The organism is Streptococcus mitis, assembly GCF_005144795.1.
GTDB classification, from domain to species: Bacteria; Bacillota; Bacilli; order Lactobacillales; family Streptococcaceae; genus Streptococcus; species Streptococcus mitis_BB.
In genome coordinates this window covers 138,771-160,968 of record NZ_SWFJ01000003.1, presented here as the reverse complement: position 1 = coordinate 160,968, position 22,198 = coordinate 138,771, and the positions used below count along the sequence as shown (strand labels likewise).

The following is a 22,198-nucleotide window of genomic DNA, read 5'->3' as shown; positions in this document are numbered from 1 at the left end:
ACGAAGTTCAATTTGAAATCATCTGCTTCTTTCGCCGTGGTGAAAGTGATGGAACTGATTTATCAGTCCCATCACAGGGGATTTTTGAGACCCTAGGCTCAAAAATAAGCAATGAAACCATCGGTTTGCTTGCGTCCCTCACCACCTAAGAAAGGAGCAAAAAATCTTATCTCTTGATTTCTTCCATGACATAAGCCTCAATCACATCATCCATCTTGATATCATTGTAGCCATCAATCATCAATCCACCTTCACGACCGTTTGTAACTTCTTTGACGTCGTCTTTGTAGTGTTTCAAGCTTGCAAGTTCACCGTCATAGATAACGACACCGTCACGGATAACACGGACTTTAGAGTCACGGGTAACCTTACCGTTGATAACCATGAATCCACCGATAGTTCCCACTTTAGATACCTTGAAGGTTTCACGGATAACTGCTTCACCGATAACTTTTTCTTCGAATTCTGGGTCAAGCATCCCTTTCATAGCTTCTTCCATCTCTTCGATAACCTTATAGATAATGCTGTGGAGACGGATTTCCACATCGTCAGCTTCTGCTTGTTGACGAGCTTGTGGTGTAGGGCGTACGTTGAAACCAACGATAAAGGCATTTGAAGCTTCAGCAAGGGTCACGTCTGATTCGTTGATGGCACCGACCGCTGAGTGAACGATGGTAACTTTGACACCTTCCACGTCAATCTTTTGAAGTGAGGCAGAAAGGGCTTCAACAGAACCTTGTACGTCGGCCTTGATGATAACGTTAACAGACTTGAGTTCACCAGCTTTAAGCGTATCAAAGAGGTTTTCAAGGCTGACACGTTGGGTAGCTTGACGTTGTTTCATAAGGGCACGTTTGGCACGTTCTTCACCAGCCGCACGCGCAGATTTTTCATCTTCGTAGACAGCAAAGTGGTCACCCGCCATTGGCGCTTCGTTCAAACCTGTGATTGACACTGGTGTTGATGGACCTGCTACCTTAACACGACGACCAAGGTCGTTGGTCATAGCACGGACACGACCGAAGGTATTTCCGACAACGATTGGGTCTTGAACATTCAAGGTACCTTGTTGCACAAGAAGGGTTGCGACCGCACCTTTTCCTTTATCCAAGCGAGCTTCGATAACTGTACCGATCGCACGCACTGTTGGGTCTGCTTTGAGTTCTTGGATTTCAGCCACAAGAAGGACTGTTTCCAACAATTCTTCGATGTTTTGGTTGAATTTAGCTGAGATTTCAACAAATTCAGAATCTCCCCCCCAAGCAGTTGACATAACTCCATGCTCTGCCAATTCACCGATAACGCGTTCTGGGTTAGCACCTGGTTTATCAATCTTGTTAATGGCTACGATGATTGGAACGTTGGCCGCTTTTGAGTGGTTAATGGCTTCGATAGTCTGAGGCATAACCCCGTCATCTGCCGCTACGACCAAGATAGTAATATCGGTAACAGAAGCACCACGCGCGCGCATAGATGTAAAGGCCGCGTGTCCTGGTGTATCAAGGAAGGTAATCTTCTTGCCATTTTCCACGATTTGGTAGGCACCGATATGCTGAGTGATACCACCCGCTTCACCTGTCGCAACACGAGAGTTACGAAGGGTATCTAGGAGTGTTGTTTTACCGTGGTCAACGTGTCCCATGATAGTTACAACTGGTGGACGCTCAACCAATTCATCTTCATTGAGATAACCATCCTCGACAAAGAAACGTTCGATGTCGGCATTATCCACTTCAACCTTTTGTTTGGCTTCAATACCATAATCCACCATGAGGAGTTCAATTGTTTCCCCATCCAAGGATTGGTTTTGTGTGGCCATAACACCCATCATGAAAAGTTTCTTAACGATTTCAGCTGGTTCACGTTTGATACGTTTTGCGATTTCCGCAACGGTCATACCATCTGTATATTCAAATTCTGTTGGCAATTCATGGAATTTACGTTCTGTAACAGGTTTTGGAGCCTGATTACGGTTGTTCTTATTATTGCCTTTTTTGTTCTTTTTGTTGTTATTCCAGTTACTATTCTTTTGATTTCTCACTTGATTTTGACTACTTCGATTCTTTTGTTGTTTTCTAGGACCATCTTCTTCGTGATCATAATCATCACGTTCTTTGTCTGGTCGAGCTTGTTTTTTACGACGTGTATCCACTGGCGCTTCTTTAGCTACAGGAGCTGGTTCAACCACTGCTTGAACTTGTTGCGCTTGTTCAGCTAACTTAGCCACTTCTTCAAAGATTTCCTCTGGCTCCTTGCGTTTGTTAGCTTGGGCCAAGGCTTCTTTGGCAGCCTGAGTCTGCTTGAAACGTTCCTCACTTGAACGTGCGTACTCTGCATTTTGCTCTGCTTTTAGAGCTGCTGCACGGGCTTTAAAGTCAACACGTGGTCCAGCTTGTTTTGGCTGGAAGTCTTGTTGCTGACGGCGCTCATTGCCACGATTTTGCTGGCCTTGCTGTTTCTTAGCTTGGTCGTTAAAACGACGATTATCGCGCTTGCCTTGACCTTGTTTTCCACCATTACGGCCGTCGTTTTTCTGACGGTTTCCGTTTTGTTGTTGGTCACGGTTATTGCCCTTATTTTGCTTGCGTCGTTCTGCCTGCTCTTTGGCACGGGCTTCACGCTCAGCCTTAAAATTACGGCTTTGCGGTTTAGCTGCTACTTTTTCTGTTTTAGGAGCAACTGGCTCAGCTGGTTTTGCCTCTTCCTTGGCTACAGCTGGTTTAGCTGGCTCAGATTTCTCGGCTTTCTTTTCTGCACTTGCTTTTGGTGTTGCAGGTTTTGCTTCTGCTTTCGGAGCAGCTGCAGGCTTAAAGCTGGCAGCGATTTTTGCAGCGACAGCTTCTTCCACACTTGATGAGTGGCTTTTCACATCCAAGCCCAACTCTTTTGCACGCGCTACAACTTCTTTACTTTCTTTTCCAAGTTCTTTTGCGATTTCGTACAATCTTTTCTTAGACAAATCATGTCCTCCTCTTCTATTCCATAAGAGACCTCATTTTCTTTGTAAATCCAGCATCTGTCACAGCCAAAACCTTTCTCGATTTTCCGACTGCTATGCTTAATTCCAGTGTTGAAAACACGGTTACAATTTCTACTTGATAATAATGACTTTTATCTTGAATCTTCTTGGTTAGATTGGGCCCAGCATCATGGGCTAGAAAGACCAACTTGGCCTTGCCATCTTGAATGGCCTTGACCACCAATTCTTCACCCGATATAATCCGACCTGCTCGCTGAGCAAGCCCCAAGAGATTGCTTATCTTTTGCTTATTCAAGTCCTAACTCTCTTCTTTTCACTTTGTGATCCACATAAGCGATCAACTCTTCATAAAAGCTTTCATCCACTTCCATGCTAAAGCTGCGGTTAAAGACCTTCTTCTTTTTCGCCTCTAAGGCTTCTGCATTGTCTAGCTTGATATAAGCGCCGCGGCCATTGGCCTTGCCTGTCGGATCTATAAAGACTTGTCCTTCCTTGTTTTTGACAATGCGGAGCAAATCACGCTTATCAATCACTTCGTTAGACACGACAGACTTGCGCAAAGGGATTTTTCTTGTTTTCATCTTTCCCTCCTCTAGCAGCTTTTATTCTTCTACAGTATCGTTTTCTGCTTCCAAATCTACCGAACCAGCTTCTTCCATGGCTTCAAATTCGCTAGCAGACTTGATATCAATACGGTAACCAGTCAAGTGAGCTGCCAAGCGCACGTTTTGTCCACGACGACCAATGGCAAGAGAAAGCTTGTTATCTGGTACAACCACCAAGGCACGTTTGCTGTCGTTTTCATCAAATATAACTTGGTCAACTTCAGCAGGAGCGATAGCATTGTAGATAAATTCAGCTGGATCAGCTACCCATTCGATAACGTCGATGTTTTCTTCGATTGGCACCATACGGTCACTCTTAGCATCATAGCGAGCTGGGTGGAATTTGCTAGTGATTTTCTTGATATTAGCTCCACCACGTCCAACGATTGTACCGATAGCGTCCACATTTGGATTGTGGCTACGAACTGCAACCTTAGTACGGTCACCAGCTTCACGAGCTACGCTCATGATTTCAACAGTTCCATCATAAACTTCTGGAATTTCTTGCTCCATCAAGCGTTTGATCATTTCTGGATGGCTACGGCTAACAAAGACGTTGACACCACGAGGGTTGTCTTCAACCTTGTAGACATAAACTTCAATACGATCATGAGAAGCAAAAACTTCTCCAGGAATTTGGTCTTGTTTTGACAATTGGGCTTCGATGCTACCAAGGTTGACATAGATAAAGCGGTTGTCAAAGCGTTCTACTGTACCAGACATGATTTCTTGCTCATGTTCTTTGTAAGTATTGTAAGTGATGGCACGTGTTTGCTTGCGCATTTTTTCCATGATGGTTTGTTTGGCAGATTGGGCTGCTACTCGACCAAACTCAGCTGGTGCTTCTTCAAACTTGATTTTATCACCAAGTTCATAGGCTGAATTAATGGCAAGAGCATCTTTCAAACTGATTTCCAAACGGCTATCAAATACTTCATCAACCACTTCACGAACGGTATAAACTGTAAAATCACCTGTTTTTTCGTTGAAGTCAATAGCTACGCTGTCTGATTGACCATAACGTCTGCGATAAGCGGAACGAAGCGACTCTACTACTGCGTCGATGATATCTTCTTTTTTGATTCCCTTGTCTTCTTCCAAAATGCGGAAGGCCTCTAGCATTTCTTTACTCATGTTTTCTTCACTTTTGAATCCTCAAAAGCTATCCTTTCTTTTTCTATAATTTTACTGCTAAACGTGCTTTTGATACTAAACTGTATGGAATTTGGACGGTTTTCTTACGCGTCTTGTCCATATATTCCATGGTCAACTCGTCCTCTTCGAAGGCCAACAAGGTTCCTTCAAAGACTTTTTGCTTATCGATGGCTTGGTAGAGCCCGACATGAATGTATTTTCCAACCGCTCCAGCTACGACATCCTTCGTTTTCAAAGGACGTTCCAAGCCTGGACTGGTGATTTCTAGGAAATATTGTTCTGGGAAGGGATCTGGCTTGATGGTGTCTAGGACAGGACTGATAATTTCTGTCAAGTCTGCCGTGTCGTTCAAGGTAATTCCTTCAGGTTTATCTACAAAAATACTGAGAATCATGTCACTGCCAATCTTTCCATACTCGATATCCACGAGTTCGAAAGGCGCTTCTATGACAGGTTCTACAACTTCTCTGACTAATTCTACGATTGTTGCGATTGCGTCCACCTCCTCATAAGCAAGAGGCGAAGATATTTCCCCGCCTCTCTTTCTCATATTCTTACTATTAGTATAGCACGTTTGCCAACTTATGTAAAGCAAAAGCACTTATACAGCCTGATTTTAGGCTATTTCTTAAAATTCTGCCTCAACTCGATAGATAACTTGCCCCTTGTTGGAGAATTTTTGCTCGTATTCTGTCATGACATTGCCTTCAAAATCACTGGCATGTAAATCTAACCAGACACCATTGAGTTTCATGCCATACTGAGAAAAGCTCACTAGGCTGTACTCAAACAAGCCACGGTTATCCGTCTTGAAATGAATTTCTCCATTTTCAGGCAAGATACGCTTGAAGATATCCAAGAAGGTCTTGTAGGTCAAACGACGCTTTTCATGGCGTTTTTTAGGCCATGGATCTGAAAAATTCAGATACAAGCGATCAATCTCACCATCTTCAAAATAGTCAGTCAAATCAGAACCATCTACCCACAAGAGTTTGATGTTCGGCACTCCAACTTCAAGAACCTTGTCTAAGGCGTAGCTCAAAACAGACTTTTGAATATCAATCCCGATATAGTTAATATCAGGGTTTTGTTTGGCCATACCTGAAACAAAGGCACCCTTTCCACTTCCAACTTCCACATGAATGGGATTATCATTGCCAAACAAGTCCCGCCATTTCCCCTTTGCTTCTAAGGGATTAAGGACCACATACTGGGGATTTGCCTCTAGTAATTCTGTCGCCCCTTTACGATTTCTAACTCTCATCTTCTCTTTCCATACTTGTCTCGGAAGTGACGCAAGCCATGAATCTCCCGATTGACATTTTCTAAATCTTGGTTCATATAATACTTGGAAATCTGGCTCAAGTAAGATAATTGACCGTACCAATACAATTTATTTAATACCGTTTGATTATACTTGTAACCATAGTAGGTCAACCATTCCTTCCACTGATGTTCTGGAATATAATGGCAGAGCATATGGGCCACATCAAACATGCGGTCGGTCAAACGAACCGAATCCCAATCTACCAAATAAATCAAGCCACTGTCTGTCTCAATCCAATTACTATGTCGTACATCTCCATGGACAATGGTCGCATGGTCCTCTCTAAATCCTGGAATAGTCTGACGTAAATCAGCCATCACTTCACTGATAAAATGATTTTTACGCAAAGCATCTGGAGCCGTTTCCTGCCAAGACTGTAGTAAATCTACAGGTGTTTCCATGGCATATCCCAAACGACTCAACTGTGTCATCAACGGACGTGAGCGATGAAGGCGGGTTAAAATATTGACGATTTGTTTACGATTCATATCATAGGGGGTCAATATCTTGCCAGTCAACCATTCTTGAGCACACATATCACGCCCATCTGCCAAACGGCGACTCCATAATAATTGTGGAGCAATTTGTTCTCTAGCTAGTCCAGGTAGGATTGGAGAGGTGTTCATTTTTACAAAGATACGCTTCCCATCAGGATAGCTACCCATATAAGCCTTGCCACTTTTCCCAGGTATGGGAGTCAGTGTTAGCTCATTATCACCCAAATCCATTTCTTTCCTCCGTATAAAGTTTCCTTACTATTCTACTAGTTTTTGGCCTATTCGTCAACCGCTCCAGACCTGATTCTCAAAGAAAAGCCTCTGGATTGGCTTGGGATATCATTCTAGAAAGAAAAAGGCAAGCACCGTCTTCTGCTTACCTTTTCATGATTTTTATAAATAATATAAGAGTGGCCAAGCATTGTAAAACATGTGAACTAGAGTAGAAACCCATAAGTTTTGGCTCTTTTTATAAGCAAATCCCAGCAACAAACCCCCAAGTAGATAAAAAATAAACGAAGGGACATTAGAAGGTCCATGCATAAAAGAAAAGAGAGAGGAAGTTAGCACAAGCCCTAACCAAGAATTGTCAAAAACGGCACCTTGAAGAAGCCCTCTGAAAATGAGTTCCTCCTGTATGGGACCAAAAACTGAGGTAGCCAAAATCAAAGACAGAGAAATTCCTCTGCTGACTTCCGCCAAGTGTTGAACTCCTGCGCCAGAAGAAACAGCGAAGAAATGAATATAAACCAGCGTTTCAAGCATACTTAGAAGAAAGATTGCAATGAAAAGTAAAAGTTGTTTCCTGCTTAACATCCCAAAAGAAATCATTTCAAACTTTCTAGCATAAGCAACACTCATCGAGGTTACTAGAAGACTTACAATAATCAATTCAGATTCATTTTGAAAAAAATCCCCATGGTTAATCGTATAAGGAACTGTAATGACGATTAGTAGTACTAAAAATCCAAAACAAAAGGCATGAAATTTATCAAAAAACTTCATAAAATTATCCTCCTCAACAAACAAACTTCCCTACAAGTCATCCTTTAACTCTAGTCTTTCCAAAACAAACCATTTTATACTCTTCGAAAACCTCTTCAAACCACGTCAACGTCGCCTTGCCGTAGGTATGGTTACTGACTTCGTCAGTTCTATCCACAACCTCAAAACTGTGTTTTGAGCTGACTTCGTCAGTTCTATCTGCAACCTCAAAAACAGTCTTTTGAGCAACCTGCGGCTAGTTTCCTAGTTTGCTATTTGATTTTCATTGAGTTTAAGTTAAGAGTGGCAAACTGTTGTAAAACATATGGACTAGAGTAGAAACCCACAAATTCTGGCTCTTTTTATAAGCAAAGCCCAGCAACAAGCCCCCGAAAAGATAATAGCAAAACGAAGGAATATCATAAGGTTCATGCATGAAAGAAAAGAGAGAGGAAGTCAGTACAAGCCCCAGCCAAGAATTATCAAAAACTGCACCTTGAAGAATCCCTCTAAACATGAATTCCTCCTGGATAGGTGCCAAAACTGTAGCACTAACAATAAAAGAAAGCGAAAGTCCTTTACTAGCTTCCTCAAGGTGTTGATCCGAAGCACCAGAAACAACTGAGAAAAAAGCATGATAGCTAATACTTACAAGCACAGTGAGAAGAAAAATTCCAATGAACAGCAAGAGTTGTTTCCTGCTTAACATCCCAAAAGAAATCATATCAAACCATTTCGCATAGCCAAAACTAAGGAAAAGCAAGAGACTCTTTACAACAATGAATGTGTACTGGTGTTGAAAATAATCCCCTTGATTAATGGAATAACCCGCTGCACCAACGATTGCAAATACTAAAAATCCCAAAAACAAGGCATGGCACTTATTAAAAATTCTCATAAAACTAGCCTCCCCACCAAACAGACTCCCTACACGTCATTCTTTAGTTCTAGCCTTTCCAAAACAAACCATTTGAGTAACCAAAATCCGACCACATAGCCAGCCCCTAAGAATATAGCCATTAAAGCTAGCAGGGAATTTAGGGAATTAAAGACCACCGCAGATACAAAGGTTAGCACAAAAACATTAAAGGCAATGGTGTCAGAAGCCAAGACCAGAATATAAGGAGTCAACCAGTCTAAGGTTTTGGAATCTAGGAAAAATAAGCGTTTATACATGATGACCTCCTCTTATCAGACTATAGACTAGCCGCAAGTTCTTCCCTACTTTTTATAATACTTCAAGCCCCAAATGAGTAGAAGCATGATAATCAAGCAGAGAATAGCGCCAATATAGGCAATTAATTGTTGGTAGAATTCTCCTGCTGTGATACCCCTATACAAACATATAATAGACATAAAACCTGTCAAGCCGATATACATAAGTTGATTGGTTCTAGGACTAACCAAATCATCATCTTCAAACTCTCTTATCCTCATTTCCCTAGTGAGGTAAACAGTGACCAAAATGGAAGCTAAGTTAATAACCACCAAAAGAAATTGGAGAACTACAGAAAAATTTAAAAACTGACGAGATAGAAATAGATAAGTAGAGACAAGTAAGGGCAACTGACCTAGGAACAATCTCGCAAGGAAGATGTTCCGTTTTTTAGCAAGAAAAGTTTTCATTTCTTTGCTCCTTTCTTTTTAGTTAAAGCAAAATAGATCACAACCGCAATCATATAGGCTATGGTATAAAATAGATGATACCAAATACTCTCCCTAAGCGGATAAAGAAAGGTGGACATAATCAGATACAGAACGAAAATGATCAGTATTTTTTTCTTCATAAGATTTTCTCCTAAATGTATGCTTTATCTTAGTTGAGCTACAACCTTTACACTGCTAGTATAGCACTCATTTTGACCTTAGATCACTCAAATCACAAATGGTCATCAAAACATCTTGAATTGTAAAAAATTTAAAAAAGCAAGCATGAAAAACATACTTGCCCTTTACACCATATTGATACCAACTTAATTTGTAGATTTTTTATCCTGCTATCACATATCATTTTAACAGGCGAAACAATATTAAAGAAACTCCACTGTAGATTAAACTAGCGATAAAAAATCTTTTTATCTAATTAGATCTATCTTTATTCTTCTTTGGAGATTTTTAAAATTTTTTCCTAATTAAATAAGTAATAAAAGAAACAAACATACTAACAACAAAAGCAATAAGAAAACTTTTGAAATCCATAATTACCTCCAAGTACAGTTCCTCTACTTACAGGCTCAAGCCTTTAAGCAACCATAATAGCCAATTGTAAAATTGTTTTTGCATTCACGAGGAATACCTCTTTTTACTTTCGTCCTATTACAACCTTAATAAGGTTAGTATACTACTATTTTTTAAAATTTTCCATCCAAATCACAAATGGTCATCAAAACATCTTTAATTGTAAAAAATTTAAAAAAGCAAGCATGAAAACATACTTGCCCTATGGGAATTTAACAATGTGAAAATACATCGAAAGCTATTCAGCCTTACTTCCGTCTGTTCTCATATATTCTCATGATTGCAACAAGAATAGCAGCTGTCCCACTTGCCAAAGCGATAAGGGTAATGATAATGTTGAGGATTTCAGGCGTACTCCCTATTCTGTTGATAAGACGGAGTAGGGATATAACTGTCAACTGAATCAGGAGTATTGATTCTACTCTTACCATTGAAGTAAGTCTGTTTTCAACTGCATATAAGAATGATGGTAACATAACACAGGCTATAGCAATCACAAACAGATTGCTCCCAGTTTCTTCTCCCTTGTTCACCACGGAAATCATGAGAAGATTCGATGCTATGATCAACGTAGAACAGATGATAAAATAGGATTTCTTATTCATTTATGATACCTCGCATACTATAGTATTTTAATTGATGACTTTAGGCAGTACTTCTTTCCACAAATCTTCTAATCATCAACTGACATCGAGTGAATCGTTAAAACCTGACGAAAGATTTGATTTTGACAGGTGGTATTCAGGCTGGTATTGGGATGGCTTTCCACAATTTTCATGACGGTATAGAGACCAACTCCTCTCTCCTCCCCTTTAGAACTGGCTCCAAAGGAGAATATCTATACCCTCTTCTTTGATGGAGTTTTCGATGATAAAGGTCTCCTGTGCTCCATTTTTTAAAAAGGCGATTGAAACATGAGGTTGACTAGCCTCTGCACTAGCTTCAATAGCGTTGTCACAAAGGATAGACACAATGGTTAGAAAATCAAGTAGGCTCATCCCCTCAACCTGAATCTCCTCAGGAACTTCGACATTAAAGACAATGTTCTTATCTCTGGCTTTTAGAAATTTCCCTGCTAGAAGACTTTTGAGGGCACGGTCCCGAATATTCACCAATCTGCCAAGGTCATATTTGTTGTCCTGCAATTTCTGACTAGAATCCTTTAAGACCGAGTCGTAGACCTCTTTTATCTGCTCCATATCCTCCTCTTCAATGCCCAGACGTAAGCTGGTTAAGAGGTTGGTGTAGTCATGGCGAAAACTCCGCACTTCCTTGTAAAGTTCCTCTATATGCCGACTATAGCGTTCCATATCTCTGTAGCGCAAGACCTGCTCTTGGTCCAGTCTCTCATGAAGTTTGTCCTTCAAATAGGTATCCAATTTCTTGATCATCCCCATAAAAAAGAGTAGGTAAAAGACTAGGATGAGATGGCGAACAGTCTTTGATTGGATATTGTATGCATATTCAAAGTAAGACAGATTTTCCATGACTAGAAAGTAAGCCCCCATTATCCAGTTAATCTTAGTCAGGGACTGTTGAAAACCTTTATCGAGAAACTCCTTTCTCAATCTAGTAAAATCATAGTCCAACCATTTCAAAAAGACTAATACTATGAAGCAAACGAATAGCATAATCAACAAAAAGAGAGGATTTCCATCTCCATCTACAATCCCTTGCCCCAAAAACGGAAACACAAAATAGGAAACACTTCTGTAAAAGATATCCATCAATACAATTGGAAAGAGACCATAAAAGAAAAGGAGTTTTTTAGGAAGCTCTCTTAACAATAAGAGAGATAAGCTGATGCCGAACAAGGGTTCTATAAAGTATGACAGATAGTCAGTCAAGACTAAAAATTTAAAAGTTGTAACAATTGCTGCTAGAAGAAATTTTAGAAGAAAGGCCTTAAAAATTCTATCGAAAGTGAGACTAATTCCATCTACCTTAAAGAACATGATAATTTCTAGCCCAATAATAGCTAGTGAATACAATATCATCCAAAAAATATACATAAATTCTCCTCACTCAGTGTAAGTTATTGATAGCCTCAGACACTTCCCTGACCTTATAACGCGCTATCATACAGCTTCCACCATTGGGAAAGTAAAGAAGTTTTTCTTTCTTATCCAAACGAACTACATTGGCAGGATTGATGAGAAAAGAGCGATGGCACTGCAAGAGACGGGGTTCCTGCTTAAAAACCTCCTCTAAACTCGCTGTAAATTCCAGCCTGTCTGTCTTGGTATAGAGAATAACACGATGGGCTCTGGGCGATGTTTCAAGATAATAAACCTCTTTAAAAGGATACTGGAATTGGGCAAATTTTGATTTAAAGTAAAAGCAATCTTCCGCCAGACTCTTACTGTCTTGACTATTGGCATAGAGAAGGGCTGTCTCGATACGAGATTCAAACTCCTCTGCCGAAAGGGCCTTATCAATGTAGTCCAAAGCAGAGACTTGGTAGCGAAAGGACAGGGGCATAAACTCCGAGTGAGTCGTCACAAAGACGATGAGAGCATAAGGATCCCGATCCCGAATCTTTCTAGCCACCTCCAGACCCTTCATCTCCTCATTTCGAATCTCAATATCCAAAAAGAATAGCTGATGGGCTCCCTTCTCATGCACCTCTGCCAGCAGCTGGTCTGCCTTACCAAAAACTTCAAAAGAACTCGGAGTAATATGATGTTCCTTCAAAAGTTTCTCAATCGTCGTTTCAATTCTAGCCTGTTGGGAAAAATCATCTTCTAAAACAAATATTCTCATCTTTTTACTCTCCATATTTCAATTTCTTCCTAAAAAGAGAATAGCAAAAATACTATGATACAAGCCCACCAAATCCTAAACAGGCCTTTAACGCTCCTGAAAGGTATCTTGTTCCTCAAATAAGCATGATAATCTTACAACTATTTTATCATAAAATCTTAACAGTACCATTCAGGAAATTTCAAGGGCAATTAAAGATTTGAAGGCGAAAAAGGAGATAAAAGTGATAGACTAACAGTATCAAAACACAATTGCTATAATCAAAACTAGCACCCAGATTAGAGGAGGAATTCTCATGACAGATACAGACCCCATCAAAAGAGCTCAGACTTTGATTACTGACTTAAACAAAGCCTATCAAGCATGCAGACAGGCAAGCGCTGACGACGTCCGCTTTCAAGAGCAATTAAACTCTATTCTTGGCTTTCTAGCCAAGGCTGAAACAGTGGATAATCGAGTCTTGATTGAACTGGAAAAATTTTACCAGACTTCCAGTCTTCTCATGGGACTCAGCGCTCTTGACCCAGATGCTCCTACTCGCGCCGCTTGGCGGGCCTATGACCGCTTCCACTTTGACCAAGTCAAGACAAAGTTGAGTCTCTACGGACCAACCATTATCCTGTAGAAAATAAAAGAAGTTGAGACAGACTGAACTCAACTTCTTTTTTAGTGTCATATAGGCAATGTTAGTCCTGCATCTGACGTTTGACCTGATAAGGTAAATACAAGACTAGTAAAACCAAACCAGCTCCCAGTAAGGCTAGAAGGGCTAGTTTTTCTTGGAATGTCACAAGGCCGACGACTAATTCCACAAGTAAAACAAAACTGGTCAATCCTCGGACAACCGCCTGCAAGCCTTTTTCCTTTTGCCCCTTGTCCAGTGGAAAAAGTTGAGTCAAATACTGGTAGTCAAAGGCGTGATAGAGAGCCAGCAACTGGAATAGCAAGAGGTAGTTAAAGAGAACCACCACTGCTGTCGCAATCCAAGCTTGCTCGATAAAGACCTGCGCCAGTATGGAAAGCAAGAGCAGACGAAGACTGAGCGCAAAGAGGTCTCCATTTCGTAGATAAGAACGCAGATAGAGATTTTGCCAAATCTTTCCAGGCACCTTCTGAACAGCCTTTAGGATAAAGTCCAGATAGGCACGACGTTTGACGCTGTTTGAAATTCCCTTGACCTGCGTAAAGAGGGCAAAGAAACGAAGCAAGACTTGCTTACGCTTGCTTTCTTGAGAAATGACATAGTCCCAGTCCAGTCCAGTTTCCGTGAAAAATTTACTATCCTTTTGACGAAAGAGGAAATATTTACCTACTCCCAATAAAAGCACATAGATTAGGAAGACAGGCAAGCCATAACCCATCGCTAAAAATAAGGGCGCAAATAACAGCAAGAAAAGGGTCTGGATAAAGAGCCAAAAGACTAGGGAAATGCCAGTTTGACGCTTAAGATGGAGTTTGATTTCCTCTTCTCCAACTAAGAGAAAGAGCTTGTCTGGAGCCTCCATATAGGTGGCAATTCCTCCCCAAAGCAAAAGTAAAACAGACGTAATTCCTACAAACAAAAGGATGGGCCAATGATTTTCAGGAAAATCTTGTAAGAGTTGATTGTACTGGTAGGCTAAAAAGCCCAGCAGGACAAGCAGGAACAAGACAAAGTGGTCATTGAGAACATAGCGCAGATAACCAAGACACTCCTTACGAAAAGCCTGCTTTCTCTTTAAAAACAAGTCTTTCATAGCTCCTCCTCTTTGGTCAGAGCCAAGTAAATATCATTCAAACTAGCCTCAGGCATGTCAAAGGCTTCGCGCAGTTGCAGGAGATTTCCCTTAGCACGCACCTCACCCTTGTGGAGAATAACAAAGGCATCACACATCCTCTCCGCCGAATCCAGCACGTGGGTACTCATGAGAATGGACTTACCCTTTTGCTTTTCCACTTCCAAAAGCTGAATCAAGTCTGCAATAGCCAACGGATCAAGACCAAGGAAAGGCTCATCCACGATGAAGAGACTCGGATCCACCACAAAAGCACAGATAATCATGACCTTCTGCTTCATCCCTTTTGAAAAATGAACAGGAAACCAGTCTAATTTCTGGTCCAAACGGAACATTTTTAGCAAAGGCTCCACTCGATCAAAAGCCACTTTTTGCTCAATACCATAAGCCATGGCAACCGTTTCGATATGCTCTCTGAGGGTCAATTCCTCATACAGACTAGGTGTCTCAGGAATGTAGCCAATTTGCTTACGGTAGTTAGTCGCATCTCCTTGCAGGGTCAGACCATTGATATTGATGGAGCCACTATAAGGTGTCAACAGACCGATAATTTCATTAATAGTCGTCGATTTCCCAGCACCATTGAGACCAATCAGACCGACCAGCTGCCCACTTTCAACAGTAAAGGATATATCTTTCAAGACAGGTACATGGACATAGCCACCTGTCAGGTTTTTAATTTCTAACATATTTTCTCCAAATCTGGTATAATGTAGCTATATTATATCAAAATTCAATACAGTAGAGGTAGATTTTATGTCAGATTGCATTTTTTGTAAAATCATCGCAGGGGAAATTCCTGCTTCAAAAGTATATGAAGATGAGCAGGTTCTTGCCTTTCTTGATATCTCTCAAGTGACACCAGGACACACCTTAGTCGTACCCAAAGAACACTATCGCAATCTTTTGGAAATGGACGCTACTAGCGCCAGCCAACTCTTTGCCCAAGTACCAAAAGTCGCTCAAAAAGTCATGAAAGCTACCAAGGCTGCTGGCATGAATATCATTGCCAACTGTGAAGAAATCGCAGGGCAAACCGTCTTTCATACCCACGTTCACCTCGTGCCTCGCTACAGTGCGGACGATGACCTCAAGATTGATTTTATCGCCCACGAACCAGACTTTGACAAACTTGCTCAAGTCGCTGAAACCATCAAAAATGCCTAAGGAGTTGCCATGAAATTATCCAATTTACTGCTATTTGCAGGAGCTGCAGCCGGAAGTTATCTGGTTACAAAAAATCGCCAAACCATCACAGATGAAGTCTTGAATACCACTGACCGCGTTCAAGCTATCAAGGACGATGTAGATATTATCCAAAATAGCCTGCAAATCATTGACCAGCAAAAAGAACTCATCAAGGAATATCAAGAAGACCTGACTTACAAATTTAAAGTCTTGGAAAAGGATATCCAGACTAGACTAGCTGTGATTAAAGAAACACAGGAAACTGAAGATAAGTAAAAGAGCCCAACGGCTCTTTTTTAAAAGGTAAACAAGTTATATCCCATTAACTATACATCATAATTTAGGCAACTCATTCACCATTTCACAACTAAATCGAAGACTTTCCGCCGTAATGAAAACACCTGAAACAGCTTGGTTTCAGGTGTCCGGAAACTTTGAGACTTAGGCTCAAAGTTTAGGTATGGAACTTCGAAGAAGGTCGCTACCGTCCGTCATTACTTAAGGAAAGTTTTAAAAAATCTATAAACAAAAAGAGCCCAACGGCTCTTTTTGCTTTATTCTCCTTCAAAGGCATCTTTAATATGGTCAAAGAAGCCTTTTTTCTTTGGATTGACTTTTAAATCACCCGCAGCTGCAAATTCTTTCAGTGCTGCTTTTTGACGGTCGTTCAAACCTGTCGGTGTTACGACATTAACAGTAACGTATTGGTCCCCAACTGCACCGCCACGAAGGCTCGGAGCTCCCTTGCCACGTAGACGGAATTTCTTACCAGTCTGAGTTCCCTCTGGGATAACCAATTCAACATCACCGTGAACAGTTGGGATATCTACTGTATCACCAAGAGCTGCTTGGACAAAGTTGAGGTTGAGATTGTAGAAGATAGTGGTTCCTTCACGTTCAAACTTGTCGCTGGCTTCCACAGAAACCACTACATACAAGTCACCATAAGGTCCACCGTTAAAGCCAGCTTCACCTTGACCAGCTAGGCGAATTTGTTGACCAGTTTCTACACCAGCAGGGATTTTCACATGTACGCTATGGGCTTGTTTTTCATGACCTGTTCCGTGACAGGTTGTACATGGATCTTTGATTTCTTTTCCGCGACCATGACAGACATCACAGGTTACTTGGCGACGCATCATACCAAGCGGAGTCTGTGTATCAACGTTAATGACACCAGCGCCATGACAGCGTCCACAAGTGACTGGACTTGTCCCTGGCTTAGCACCAGAGCCATTACATGTACGACAGCTTGCTTCACGGTTGTACTTAACTTCTTTTTCAGCTCCGAAAATAGCTTCTTCAAAGGTTAAATTTACACGATACTGGAGGTCATCCCCTTGGCGAGGAGCGTTTGGATTGCGCGAAGCACCGCCTCCGCCGAAGAAACTTGAGAAGATGTCCTCAAAACCACCGAAGCCTCCTGCCCCATCGAAACCGCCGAAACCACCAGCACCACCAAAGCCACCGTTGGCTCCAGTCGCACCATATTGGTCATAGGCAGCCCGTTTTTGGTCGTCACTCAAAGTCTCATAGGCTTCCTGAACTTCCTTGTACTTTTCCTCAGCACCAGGCTCCTTGTTGATATCTGGGTGATATTTTTTCGAAAGCTTACGATAAGCCTTTTTGATTTCGTCTGCCGAAGCGTTTTTTGACACCCCCAGACGATCATAAAATTCAGTATTGTTCATACAAGATACCTTCTTATTCCTTGTTTAAAAAATTTAAATCAACTTCTTCTATTTCATATTTTGATAAAGGAATATCATTACGACATTCATGATATGTATTATCTTCTCTTCTTAATCTAATATAAAAATCATAAGTCTTATTACCTGTTTTACTGTTACTTGCTTTCATATTTTTAGATAGTTTTTTTAGTTGATTTCCTTTAATTTTAACACCTTTGTATTGGCCGTTCACACTTGTAAAAAATAAAATCACCTTATCATCTGGAATCTTATCTATTAAGTTTTCGTCTAAAGAATACCATGTTGACCACCAAAAACCTTCATCTTTGTAATTTCTACTGTATTTAATGTATTCTTTATTAATACTTAATTCTTTTCCTATCTCATTCTTAATAGAACTTAAACTTCTTTTTTCTTTATAACTATTATCAGTTTGATTTTTAATAAATGTTTTTTCACTCTGTTCATCAAACTGTTCTTCTTCTTGTTTATGTTGTCCATTTTTGTGTTCAATGTATGACAAGTAAGTATATAAAAAAGTCCCCTTATATTTCTCTATTTTCTTCAAATCATTAATATGTCCTTGACAAGACTTAACAACATCCGGAAAACTATCTTTATCTTGATAATAGTCGTGAATTTTATCAATATCTTTGAGCATTTCAAGATTTTTATTATACTCGTAATCTGCCTTACTTGCAAACCAAGAATAAATTGCCCCAATTGCAACCAATATAGCCACAAAAAATTCATTTGAAAATATTATTGATAGCATAGTAAAGTTTCCTACTGGATTTTTATCTATATAATAAGATGCAAGGCCATATATCAGTACTATTACTGCTTCAATAACAAGTAATTGCCAATGATTTTTAAACAGAAGTTTAATTTTTTTCATAATATTACATCACCTATCTTATCGAAAAACAGAGGCTGGGTTGCAACCTCTGGATTTCTTCTTATCATTACGACATTCGAGTTTTAAAAATCAAACTAGTAATGCTAAATCGAGCACGCCCTAACCTCTTGGTGAAAAAGACAAATCTTCCTAGAAACTAAAGTTTCTGCGTCAGATTTCCTATTTTCACTGTGAGGTTTTAACGGGTTTTGCATCTTATTTTTCCGTAAACTCTCCGTCTACGACGTCATCGCCCGCGTTTCCTGTTGCTTGTGCGCCTTCTGCTCCTGCTTGAGCTTGTTGTGCTGCAGCGGCTTGTTCGTAGAGTTTAACAGCAAGCCCTTGAGCTTTTTCGTTCAATGCTTCAAGTTTCGCTTTCATATCGTCCAAGTTGTTATCTTCTTGCGCTTTCTTAAGGTCATCAAGGGCAGCTTGGGCAGCGTCACGTTCTGCGTCGAAACCTTTTCCTTCAGTTTCCTTGATTGTCTTTTCAGTTGCGAAGATAGCTTGGTCTACTTCGTTACGAAGGTCAACTTCTTCTTTACGTTTCTTATCTGCTTCAGCATTAGCTTCTGCATCTTTCATCATACGGTCGATTTCTTCGTCAGTCAAGCCTGAGTTTGATTGGATGACAATTGTTTGTTCTTTTTGAGTTCCAAGGTCTTTGGCCTTAACAGACACGATACCGTTCTTGTCGATGTCAAATGTTACTTCGATTTGAGGAATTCCACGAGGTGCAGCTGGGATATCTGTCAATTGGAAACGTCCAAGAGTCTTGTTATCTGCTGCCATTGGGCGTTCACCTTGAAGAACGTGGATATCAACGGCTGGTTGGTTGTCTGCCGCAGTTGAGAAGACTTGTGATTTAGATGTTGGAATAGTAGTGTTGCGGTCGATGAGTTTTGTGAAGACACCACCCATTGTTTCGATACCAAGTGACAATGGTGTTACGTCAAGAAGGACAACGTCTTTGACATCACCAGTGATGACACCACCTTGGATGGCAGCACCCATAGCAACAACTTCGTCAGGGTTTACTGATTTGTTTGGTTCTTTACCAGTTTCAGCTTTAACAGCTTCGACAACGGCTGGGATACGAGTTGAACCACCAACAAGGATAACTTCGTCGATTTCTGACAAGCTCAAACCTGCATCTGAAAGGGCTTGACGAACTGGAACTTTTGTACGTTCTACAAGGTCACGAGTCAAATCGTCAAATTTCGCACGAGTCAAGGTCATTTCCAAGTGAAGAGGTCCAGCCTCACCTGCAGTGATAAATGGCAAGCTGATTTGTGTTGAAGTTACACCAGAAAGGTCTTTCTTCGCTTTTTCAGCTGCATCTTTCAAACGTTGCATTGCCATCTTGTCAGTAGACAAGTCAATACCGTTTTCTTTCTTGAATTCTGCCACCAAGTGGTCAATGATTTTTTGGTCAAAGTCGTCACCACCAAGTTTATTGTCCCCTGCAGTTGACAATACGTCGAAGACACCGTCACCCAATTCAAGAATAGAGACGTCGAATGTACCACCACCAAGGTCGAATACCAAGATTTTTTCTTCTTTATCAGTCTTGTCCAAACCGTAAGCAAGGGCTGCTGCAGTTGGTTCGTTGACAATACGTTCTACTTCAAGACCAGCGATTTTACCAGCGTCTTTTGTTGCTTGACGTTGAGCATCGTTGAAGTAAGCTGGAACTGTGATAACTGCTTTAGTTACTTTTTCGCCAAGGTAGTCTTCAGCATAACCTTTCAAGTATTGAAGAATCATAGCTGAGATTTCTTGTGGAGTGTATTCTTTGCCGTTAGCAGAAACTTTTTCAGAAGTTCCCATCTTAGATTTGATAGAGATAACTGTATCTGGATTTGTTACTGCTTGGCGTTTTGCTGCATCACCGACGATGATTTCGCCGTTTTTGAATGAGACTACAGATGGAGTTGTACGGTTTCCTTCTGGGTTTGCGATGATTTTTGATTCAGTTCCTTCAAGAACTGCTACTGCTGAGTTTGTTGTACCTAAGTCAATACCGATAATTTTAGACATGTGTTTTTCTCCTTAAATTTTAATTCGAATTTTGATTTTTTTGATATTTCCCTTAAGTGGTGGGGACGTGAGCAACTCCCTTCGGGATTTCATCACTTATTTTTGAGCCTATTGTCTCAAAAATCCCCTGTTTCAGTAGCAAAAGCTACTGAAACTTTCACCACGGCGGGAAATATCTTCCTTGCAAGCCTTCGGCTTGCTTTTTATCTTTCTTTCATAGTTTAGTGTCGTTTCGGACAAGTTTTCTATTATGTTACGACACGAGGAGTCGAAATCGATATTATTTCGACGACGAGTTAGTAAGGAGGCTAGGCAAACGCCACAGCGATTGCCGTTTTCTGACGAGTTGCTTTAGCTACCGTCAGAATTGCCTAGTTGTACACTACCACCATTGCTGGGCGCAGGATGCGGTCATGGAGTTTATAGCCTTTTTGGAAGACTTGTGCGATTGTATCTGCTGGGTGTTCATCGTCTGCCGGAAGAGTTTGGATTGCCATATGGTAGTTATGGTCAAATTCTCCATCGGCTGCGATTTCTTCGATTCCTTCTTCTTTCAAAGCATGAATCAAGCTTTCTTGCACCATCTCCAATCCTTTTTTGACATCGTCTGTCAAACCTTCAACTGCGAGTGCACGCTCAAGGTTGTCCAAAGAAGGGAGAATCGCTTTTGCCAAGTCTTGGCTACGATAACGTTGCAAGTTTTGACGCTCTTCATTGGCACGGCGTTGGATATTTTGCATTTCTGCATGAGCACGAAGGTATTTGTTTTCGAACTCATCTGCACGTTCATTTGCCAAGTCCAACTCAGACTTCTCAGGAGTTGTTTCTTCTACCGTTTCCACAACTTCCTCTTCTTGGACTTCTTCTACTTCTTCTACTTCTTCATTTTTTATATCTTGGGCCATTTTCGCCTCCTTTAATGATTTCAATCTTAATGTACTTCATAATGATTACTGCTGAGGTAGCGGTAAAAATCTGTCAATTTCATGGTCAAAACACGATTGACTACATTGACTTGGTTGATCAATTGCTGGTAATCTAGATTAACCGGACCGATAATGGCTAGAATTCCAACTCCCCGATAAGGAATGAGGAACTTGCTACTAATCACCGCTAGGTCAGCTAGACAGGACTCTTGACTGTCTGCAACACGGACGTTTTGCATCTGATCCTCATGCAGCCCCTCACGAATCTCCAGAGCCACCTTTTGTGGCTGATCAAAGAACTGATAGGCTGCCAGATTAGCAAAATTCAAGAGATTGACCTTGCCCGCCACTACAATGTTTTCGTTGAACATTTCCTTAAAGATGTGTTCAAAGAGATCGATCACATTATCCGTTGTTGTGAAGTAACGCTGGATAATCTGCGGAATCTCCGTCCGAATCTTGTAGTGAATATCTAGAACGGTGTGGCCGAGGAAACGTTCCTGAATGATGCTCTTCAATTTCAGCAAATCCTCCTGCAAGAAGTTCCTTGGAATTAGAAACTGACTGGTAACCGTTCGCGATTCGTCTAGGGTGAATACTGCCAAGGCTGTATGTTGCCCCAAAACAACGATATCAAAGGCTGTCAGACGTTGCCTGCTCGGCTCAACATCCAGTGCTACTACCGTACAGCCACTCAAGTCTGTCAGCAGGTTAGCAGCTTCTTGCAGAATATCCTCCAATTTGAAGAATTCCTGATCAAAGGCTTTAACAATCTCATAAACCTCATTTTCAGCCAGTCGGTCAAAATCCAGTGAGTGTTTCACATAGTACTGAAAACCAGCAACACTTGGCATCCGACCACTTGAAGTATGAGCCTTTTCAAGCAAACCTTGCTTTTCTAGAGCCGCCATGTCATTACGAATGGTAGCACTGCTAGAGTTAATAGACTCTTGCAAGGCTTTGGATCCGACAGGTTCGTGCGTTTTGGTAAAGATGTCAATAATCAGATTTAAAATATCCTGCTGACGCTCTGTAACCACCTCATCACTCCTCTCTGTCTGATCAATTAGCACTCGATACACTTAAGTGCTAACTTATGATTCTATTATACACCCTTAAAAGAGAATGTCA

The 22,198-nt window shown here is 41.0% G+C and carries 23 protein-coding genes and 1 pseudogene; 3 read left to right on the top strand and 21 right to left on the bottom strand.

The window, feature by feature from the left end:
• Window positions 1–166: 166 nt before the first annotated feature.
• The 14 genes and pseudogenes from infB to FBF73_RS03190 form a co-directional block, all read right to left on the bottom strand.
• Window positions 167–2,959 carry a translation initiation factor IF-2 gene (gene infB / locus FBF73_RS03260; RefSeq protein ID WP_136936946.1) on the bottom strand — a complete coding sequence of 931 codons (2,793 nt, stop codon included), beginning with the start codon at window positions 2,957–2,959 and terminating at the stop codon, window positions 167–169.
• Between the two features lie 16 nt (window positions 2,960–2,975).
• Window positions 2,976–3,275, bottom strand: coding sequence for a YlxQ-related RNA-binding protein (locus FBF73_RS03255; RefSeq protein WP_001041390.1), 300 nt, complete (start codon window positions 3,273–3,275; stop codon window positions 2,976–2,978).
• Window positions 3,268–3,561, bottom strand: a complete 294-nt coding sequence (gene rnpM, locus FBF73_RS03250) for an RNase P modulator RnpM (RefSeq protein WP_125411458.1) — start codon at window positions 3,559–3,561, stop codon at window positions 3,268–3,270. Before rnpM ends, FBF73_RS03255 begins: the two co-directional genes overlap by 8 nt.
• A 21-nt stretch (window positions 3,562–3,582) precedes the next feature.
• Window positions 3,583–4,719, bottom strand: coding sequence for a transcription termination factor NusA (gene nusA, locus FBF73_RS03245; RefSeq protein WP_000032285.1), 1,137 nt, complete (start codon window positions 4,717–4,719; stop codon window positions 3,583–3,585).
• Window positions 4,720–4,762: 43 nt separating this feature from the next.
• The gene (rimP, locus tag FBF73_RS03240; protein ID WP_136936945.1) at window positions 4,763–5,242 is read right to left on the bottom strand and encodes a ribosome maturation factor RimP; all 480 of its coding nucleotides are present in this window, start codon (window positions 5,240–5,242) and stop codon (window positions 4,763–4,765) included.
• A gap of 126 nt (window positions 5,243–5,368) precedes the next feature.
• Window positions 5,369–6,004 (bottom strand): tRNA (guanosine(46)-N7)-methyltransferase TrmB, encoded by a 636-nt coding sequence (gene trmB, locus FBF73_RS03235; RefSeq protein ID WP_125411459.1) that lies wholly within the window; start codon window positions 6,002–6,004, stop codon window positions 5,369–5,371.
• The gene (gene ccrZ / locus FBF73_RS03230; RefSeq protein WP_000362999.1) at window positions 6,001–6,795 is read right to left on the bottom strand and encodes a cell cycle regulator CcrZ; all 795 of its coding nucleotides are present in this window, start codon (window positions 6,793–6,795) and stop codon (window positions 6,001–6,003) included. Before ccrZ ends, trmB begins: the two co-directional genes overlap by 4 nt.
• Before the next feature lie 162 nt (window positions 6,796–6,957).
• Window positions 6,958–7,569 carry a CPBP family intramembrane glutamic endopeptidase gene (locus FBF73_RS03225; RefSeq protein ID WP_125411460.1) on the bottom strand — a complete coding sequence of 204 codons (612 nt, stop codon included), beginning with the start codon at window positions 7,567–7,569 and terminating at the stop codon, window positions 6,958–6,960.
• Between the two features lie 271 nt (window positions 7,570–7,840).
• The gene (locus FBF73_RS03220) at window positions 7,841–8,446 is read right to left on the bottom strand and encodes a CPBP family intramembrane glutamic endopeptidase (protein WP_125411461.1); all 606 of its coding nucleotides are present in this window, start codon (window positions 8,444–8,446) and stop codon (window positions 7,841–7,843) included.
• Between the two features lie 29 nt (window positions 8,447–8,475).
• On the bottom strand, window positions 8,476–8,724 hold the full coding sequence (blpZ, locus tag FBF73_RS03215) for an immunity protein BlpZ (RefSeq protein WP_125411462.1): 249 nt from the start codon (window positions 8,722–8,724) through the stop codon (window positions 8,476–8,478).
• Window positions 8,725–8,769: 45 nt separating this feature from the next.
• The gene (locus FBF73_RS03210) at window positions 8,770–9,174 is read right to left on the bottom strand and encodes an immunity protein (RefSeq protein ID WP_125411463.1); all 405 of its coding nucleotides are present in this window, start codon (window positions 9,172–9,174) and stop codon (window positions 8,770–8,772) included.
• An 860-nt stretch (window positions 9,175–10,034) separates the two neighbouring features.
• Window positions 10,035–10,391 carry a hypothetical protein gene (locus FBF73_RS03200; protein WP_070481788.1) on the bottom strand — a complete coding sequence of 119 codons (357 nt, stop codon included), beginning with the start codon at window positions 10,389–10,391 and terminating at the stop codon, window positions 10,035–10,037.
• A 68-nt stretch (window positions 10,392–10,459) separates the two neighbouring features.
• A pseudogene (locus FBF73_RS03195) lies at window positions 10,460–11,798 on the bottom strand (GHKL domain-containing protein).
• Between the two features lie 13 nt (window positions 11,799–11,811).
• Window positions 11,812–12,549 carry a response regulator transcription factor gene (locus FBF73_RS03190; RefSeq protein ID WP_136936944.1) on the bottom strand — a complete coding sequence of 246 codons (738 nt, stop codon included), beginning with the start codon at window positions 12,547–12,549 and terminating at the stop codon, window positions 11,812–11,814.
• Window positions 12,550–12,844: 295 nt separating this feature from the next.
• On the opposite strand from FBF73_RS03190, the gene FBF73_RS03185 reads away from it, so the two are divergent.
• Window positions 12,845–13,174 (top strand): hypothetical protein, encoded by a 330-nt coding sequence (locus FBF73_RS03185; RefSeq protein ID WP_049510125.1) that lies wholly within the window; start codon window positions 12,845–12,847, stop codon window positions 13,172–13,174.
• Between the two features lie 61 nt (window positions 13,175–13,235).
• Here the strand turns inward: FBF73_RS03185 and FBF73_RS03180 are convergent, their stop codons facing one another.
• Window positions 13,236–14,285, bottom strand: coding sequence for an ABC transporter permease (locus FBF73_RS03180; RefSeq protein WP_136936943.1), 1,050 nt, complete (start codon window positions 14,283–14,285; stop codon window positions 13,236–13,238).
• Window positions 14,282–15,013 carry an ABC transporter ATP-binding protein gene (locus tag FBF73_RS03175; protein ID WP_124788454.1) on the bottom strand — a complete coding sequence of 244 codons (732 nt, stop codon included), beginning with the start codon at window positions 15,011–15,013 and terminating at the stop codon, window positions 14,282–14,284. Before FBF73_RS03175 ends, FBF73_RS03180 begins: the two co-directional genes overlap by 4 nt.
• A gap of 67 nt (window positions 15,014–15,080) precedes the next feature.
• Between FBF73_RS03175 and FBF73_RS03170 the strand changes: the two genes are divergently transcribed.
• Window positions 15,081–15,491 (top strand): HIT family protein, encoded by a 411-nt coding sequence (locus FBF73_RS03170; protein WP_001278317.1) that lies wholly within the window; start codon window positions 15,081–15,083, stop codon window positions 15,489–15,491.
• A gap of 9 nt (window positions 15,492–15,500) precedes the next feature.
• Window positions 15,501–15,788 (top strand): hypothetical protein, encoded by a 288-nt coding sequence (locus FBF73_RS03165; RefSeq protein ID WP_049487998.1) that lies wholly within the window; start codon window positions 15,501–15,503, stop codon window positions 15,786–15,788.
• 278 nt (window positions 15,789–16,066) lie between these two features.
• Here the strand turns inward: FBF73_RS03165 and dnaJ are convergent, their stop codons facing one another.
• The 5 genes from dnaJ to hrcA form a co-directional block, all read right to left on the bottom strand.
• A complete protein-coding gene (gene dnaJ / locus FBF73_RS03160) occupies window positions 16,067–17,203 on the bottom strand; it encodes a molecular chaperone DnaJ (protein WP_136936942.1) in 1,137 nt (378 codons plus the stop codon).
• A 13-nt stretch (window positions 17,204–17,216) separates the two neighbouring features.
• Window positions 17,217–18,101, bottom strand: a complete 885-nt coding sequence (locus FBF73_RS03155) for a hypothetical protein (protein ID WP_136936941.1) — start codon at window positions 18,099–18,101, stop codon at window positions 17,217–17,219.
• A gap of 216 nt (window positions 18,102–18,317) precedes the next feature.
• Complete coding sequence (dnaK, locus tag FBF73_RS03150; RefSeq protein WP_000034661.1) at window positions 18,318–20,141, bottom strand: molecular chaperone DnaK; 1,824 nt, start codon at window positions 20,139–20,141, stop codon at window positions 18,318–18,320.
• A gap of 371 nt (window positions 20,142–20,512) precedes the next feature.
• Window positions 20,513–21,046 carry a nucleotide exchange factor GrpE gene (grpE, locus tag FBF73_RS03145; protein WP_136936940.1) on the bottom strand — a complete coding sequence of 178 codons (534 nt, stop codon included), beginning with the start codon at window positions 21,044–21,046 and terminating at the stop codon, window positions 20,513–20,515.
• A 26-nt stretch (window positions 21,047–21,072) separates the two neighbouring features.
• Window positions 21,073–22,107 carry a heat-inducible transcriptional repressor HrcA gene (gene hrcA / locus FBF73_RS03140; RefSeq protein WP_004261010.1) on the bottom strand — a complete coding sequence of 345 codons (1,035 nt, stop codon included), beginning with the start codon at window positions 22,105–22,107 and terminating at the stop codon, window positions 21,073–21,075.
• Window positions 22,108–22,198 lie beyond the last annotated feature (91 nt).

What these genes read in the sequence shown, in the direction of transcription:
- rnpM (WP_125411458.1), bottom strand. Translation starts at nt 3,561, where the DNA reads ATGAAAACAAGAAAAATCCCTTTGCGCAAGTCTGTCGTGTCTAACGAA.
- nusA (WP_000032285.1), bottom strand. Translation starts at nt 4,719, where the DNA reads ATGAGTAAAGAAATGCTAGAGGCCTTCCGCATTTTGGAAGAAGACAAG.
- trmB (WP_125411459.1), bottom strand. Translation starts at nt 6,004, where the DNA reads ATGAGAGTTAGAAATCGTAAAGGGGCGACAGAATTACTAGAGGCAAAT.
- ccrZ (WP_000362999.1), bottom strand. Translation starts at nt 6,795, where the DNA reads ATGGATTTGGGTGATAATGAGCTAACACTGACTCCCATACCTGGGAAA.
- FBF73_RS03225 (WP_125411460.1), bottom strand. Translation starts at nt 7,569, where the DNA reads ATGAAGTTTTTTGATAAATTTCATGCCTTTTGTTTTGGATTTTTAGTA.
- FBF73_RS03220 (WP_125411461.1), bottom strand. Translation starts at nt 8,446, where the DNA reads ATGAGAATTTTTAATAAGTGCCATGCCTTGTTTTTGGGATTTTTAGTA.
- blpZ (WP_125411462.1), bottom strand. Translation starts at nt 8,724, where the DNA reads ATGTATAAACGCTTATTTTTCCTAGATTCCAAAACCTTAGACTGGTTG.
- FBF73_RS03210 (WP_125411463.1), bottom strand. Translation starts at nt 9,174, where the DNA reads ATGAAAACTTTTCTTGCTAAAAAACGGAACATCTTCCTTGCGAGATTG.
- FBF73_RS03200 (WP_070481788.1), bottom strand. Translation starts at nt 10,391, where the DNA reads ATGAATAAGAAATCCTATTTTATCATCTGTTCTACGTTGATCATAGCA.
- FBF73_RS03190 (WP_136936944.1), bottom strand. Translation starts at nt 12,549, where the DNA reads ATGAGAATATTTGTTTTAGAAGATGATTTTTCCCAACAGGCTAGAATT.
- FBF73_RS03185 (WP_049510125.1), top strand. Translation starts at nt 12,845, where the DNA reads ATGACAGATACAGACCCCATCAAAAGAGCTCAGACTTTGATTACTGAC.
- FBF73_RS03180 (WP_136936943.1), bottom strand. Translation starts at nt 14,285, where the DNA reads ATGAAAGACTTGTTTTTAAAGAGAAAGCAGGCTTTTCGTAAGGAGTGT.
- FBF73_RS03175 (WP_124788454.1), bottom strand. Translation starts at nt 15,013, where the DNA reads ATGTTAGAAATTAAAAACCTGACAGGTGGCTATGTCCATGTACCTGTC.
- FBF73_RS03170 (WP_001278317.1), top strand. Translation starts at nt 15,081, where the DNA reads ATGTCAGATTGCATTTTTTGTAAAATCATCGCAGGGGAAATTCCTGCT.
- FBF73_RS03165 (WP_049487998.1), top strand. Translation starts at nt 15,501, where the DNA reads ATGAAATTATCCAATTTACTGCTATTTGCAGGAGCTGCAGCCGGAAGT.
- dnaJ (WP_136936942.1), bottom strand. Translation starts at nt 17,203, where the DNA reads ATGAACAATACTGAATTTTATGATCGTCTGGGGGTGTCAAAAAACGCT.
- FBF73_RS03155 (WP_136936941.1), bottom strand. Translation starts at nt 18,101, where the DNA reads ATGAAAAAAATTAAACTTCTGTTTAAAAATCATTGGCAATTACTTGTT.
- dnaK (WP_000034661.1), bottom strand. Translation starts at nt 20,141, where the DNA reads ATGTCTAAAATTATCGGTATTGACTTAGGTACAACAAACTCAGCAGTA.
- grpE (WP_136936940.1), bottom strand. Translation starts at nt 21,046, where the DNA reads ATGGCCCAAGATATAAAAAATGAAGAAGTAGAAGAAGTAGAAGAAGTC.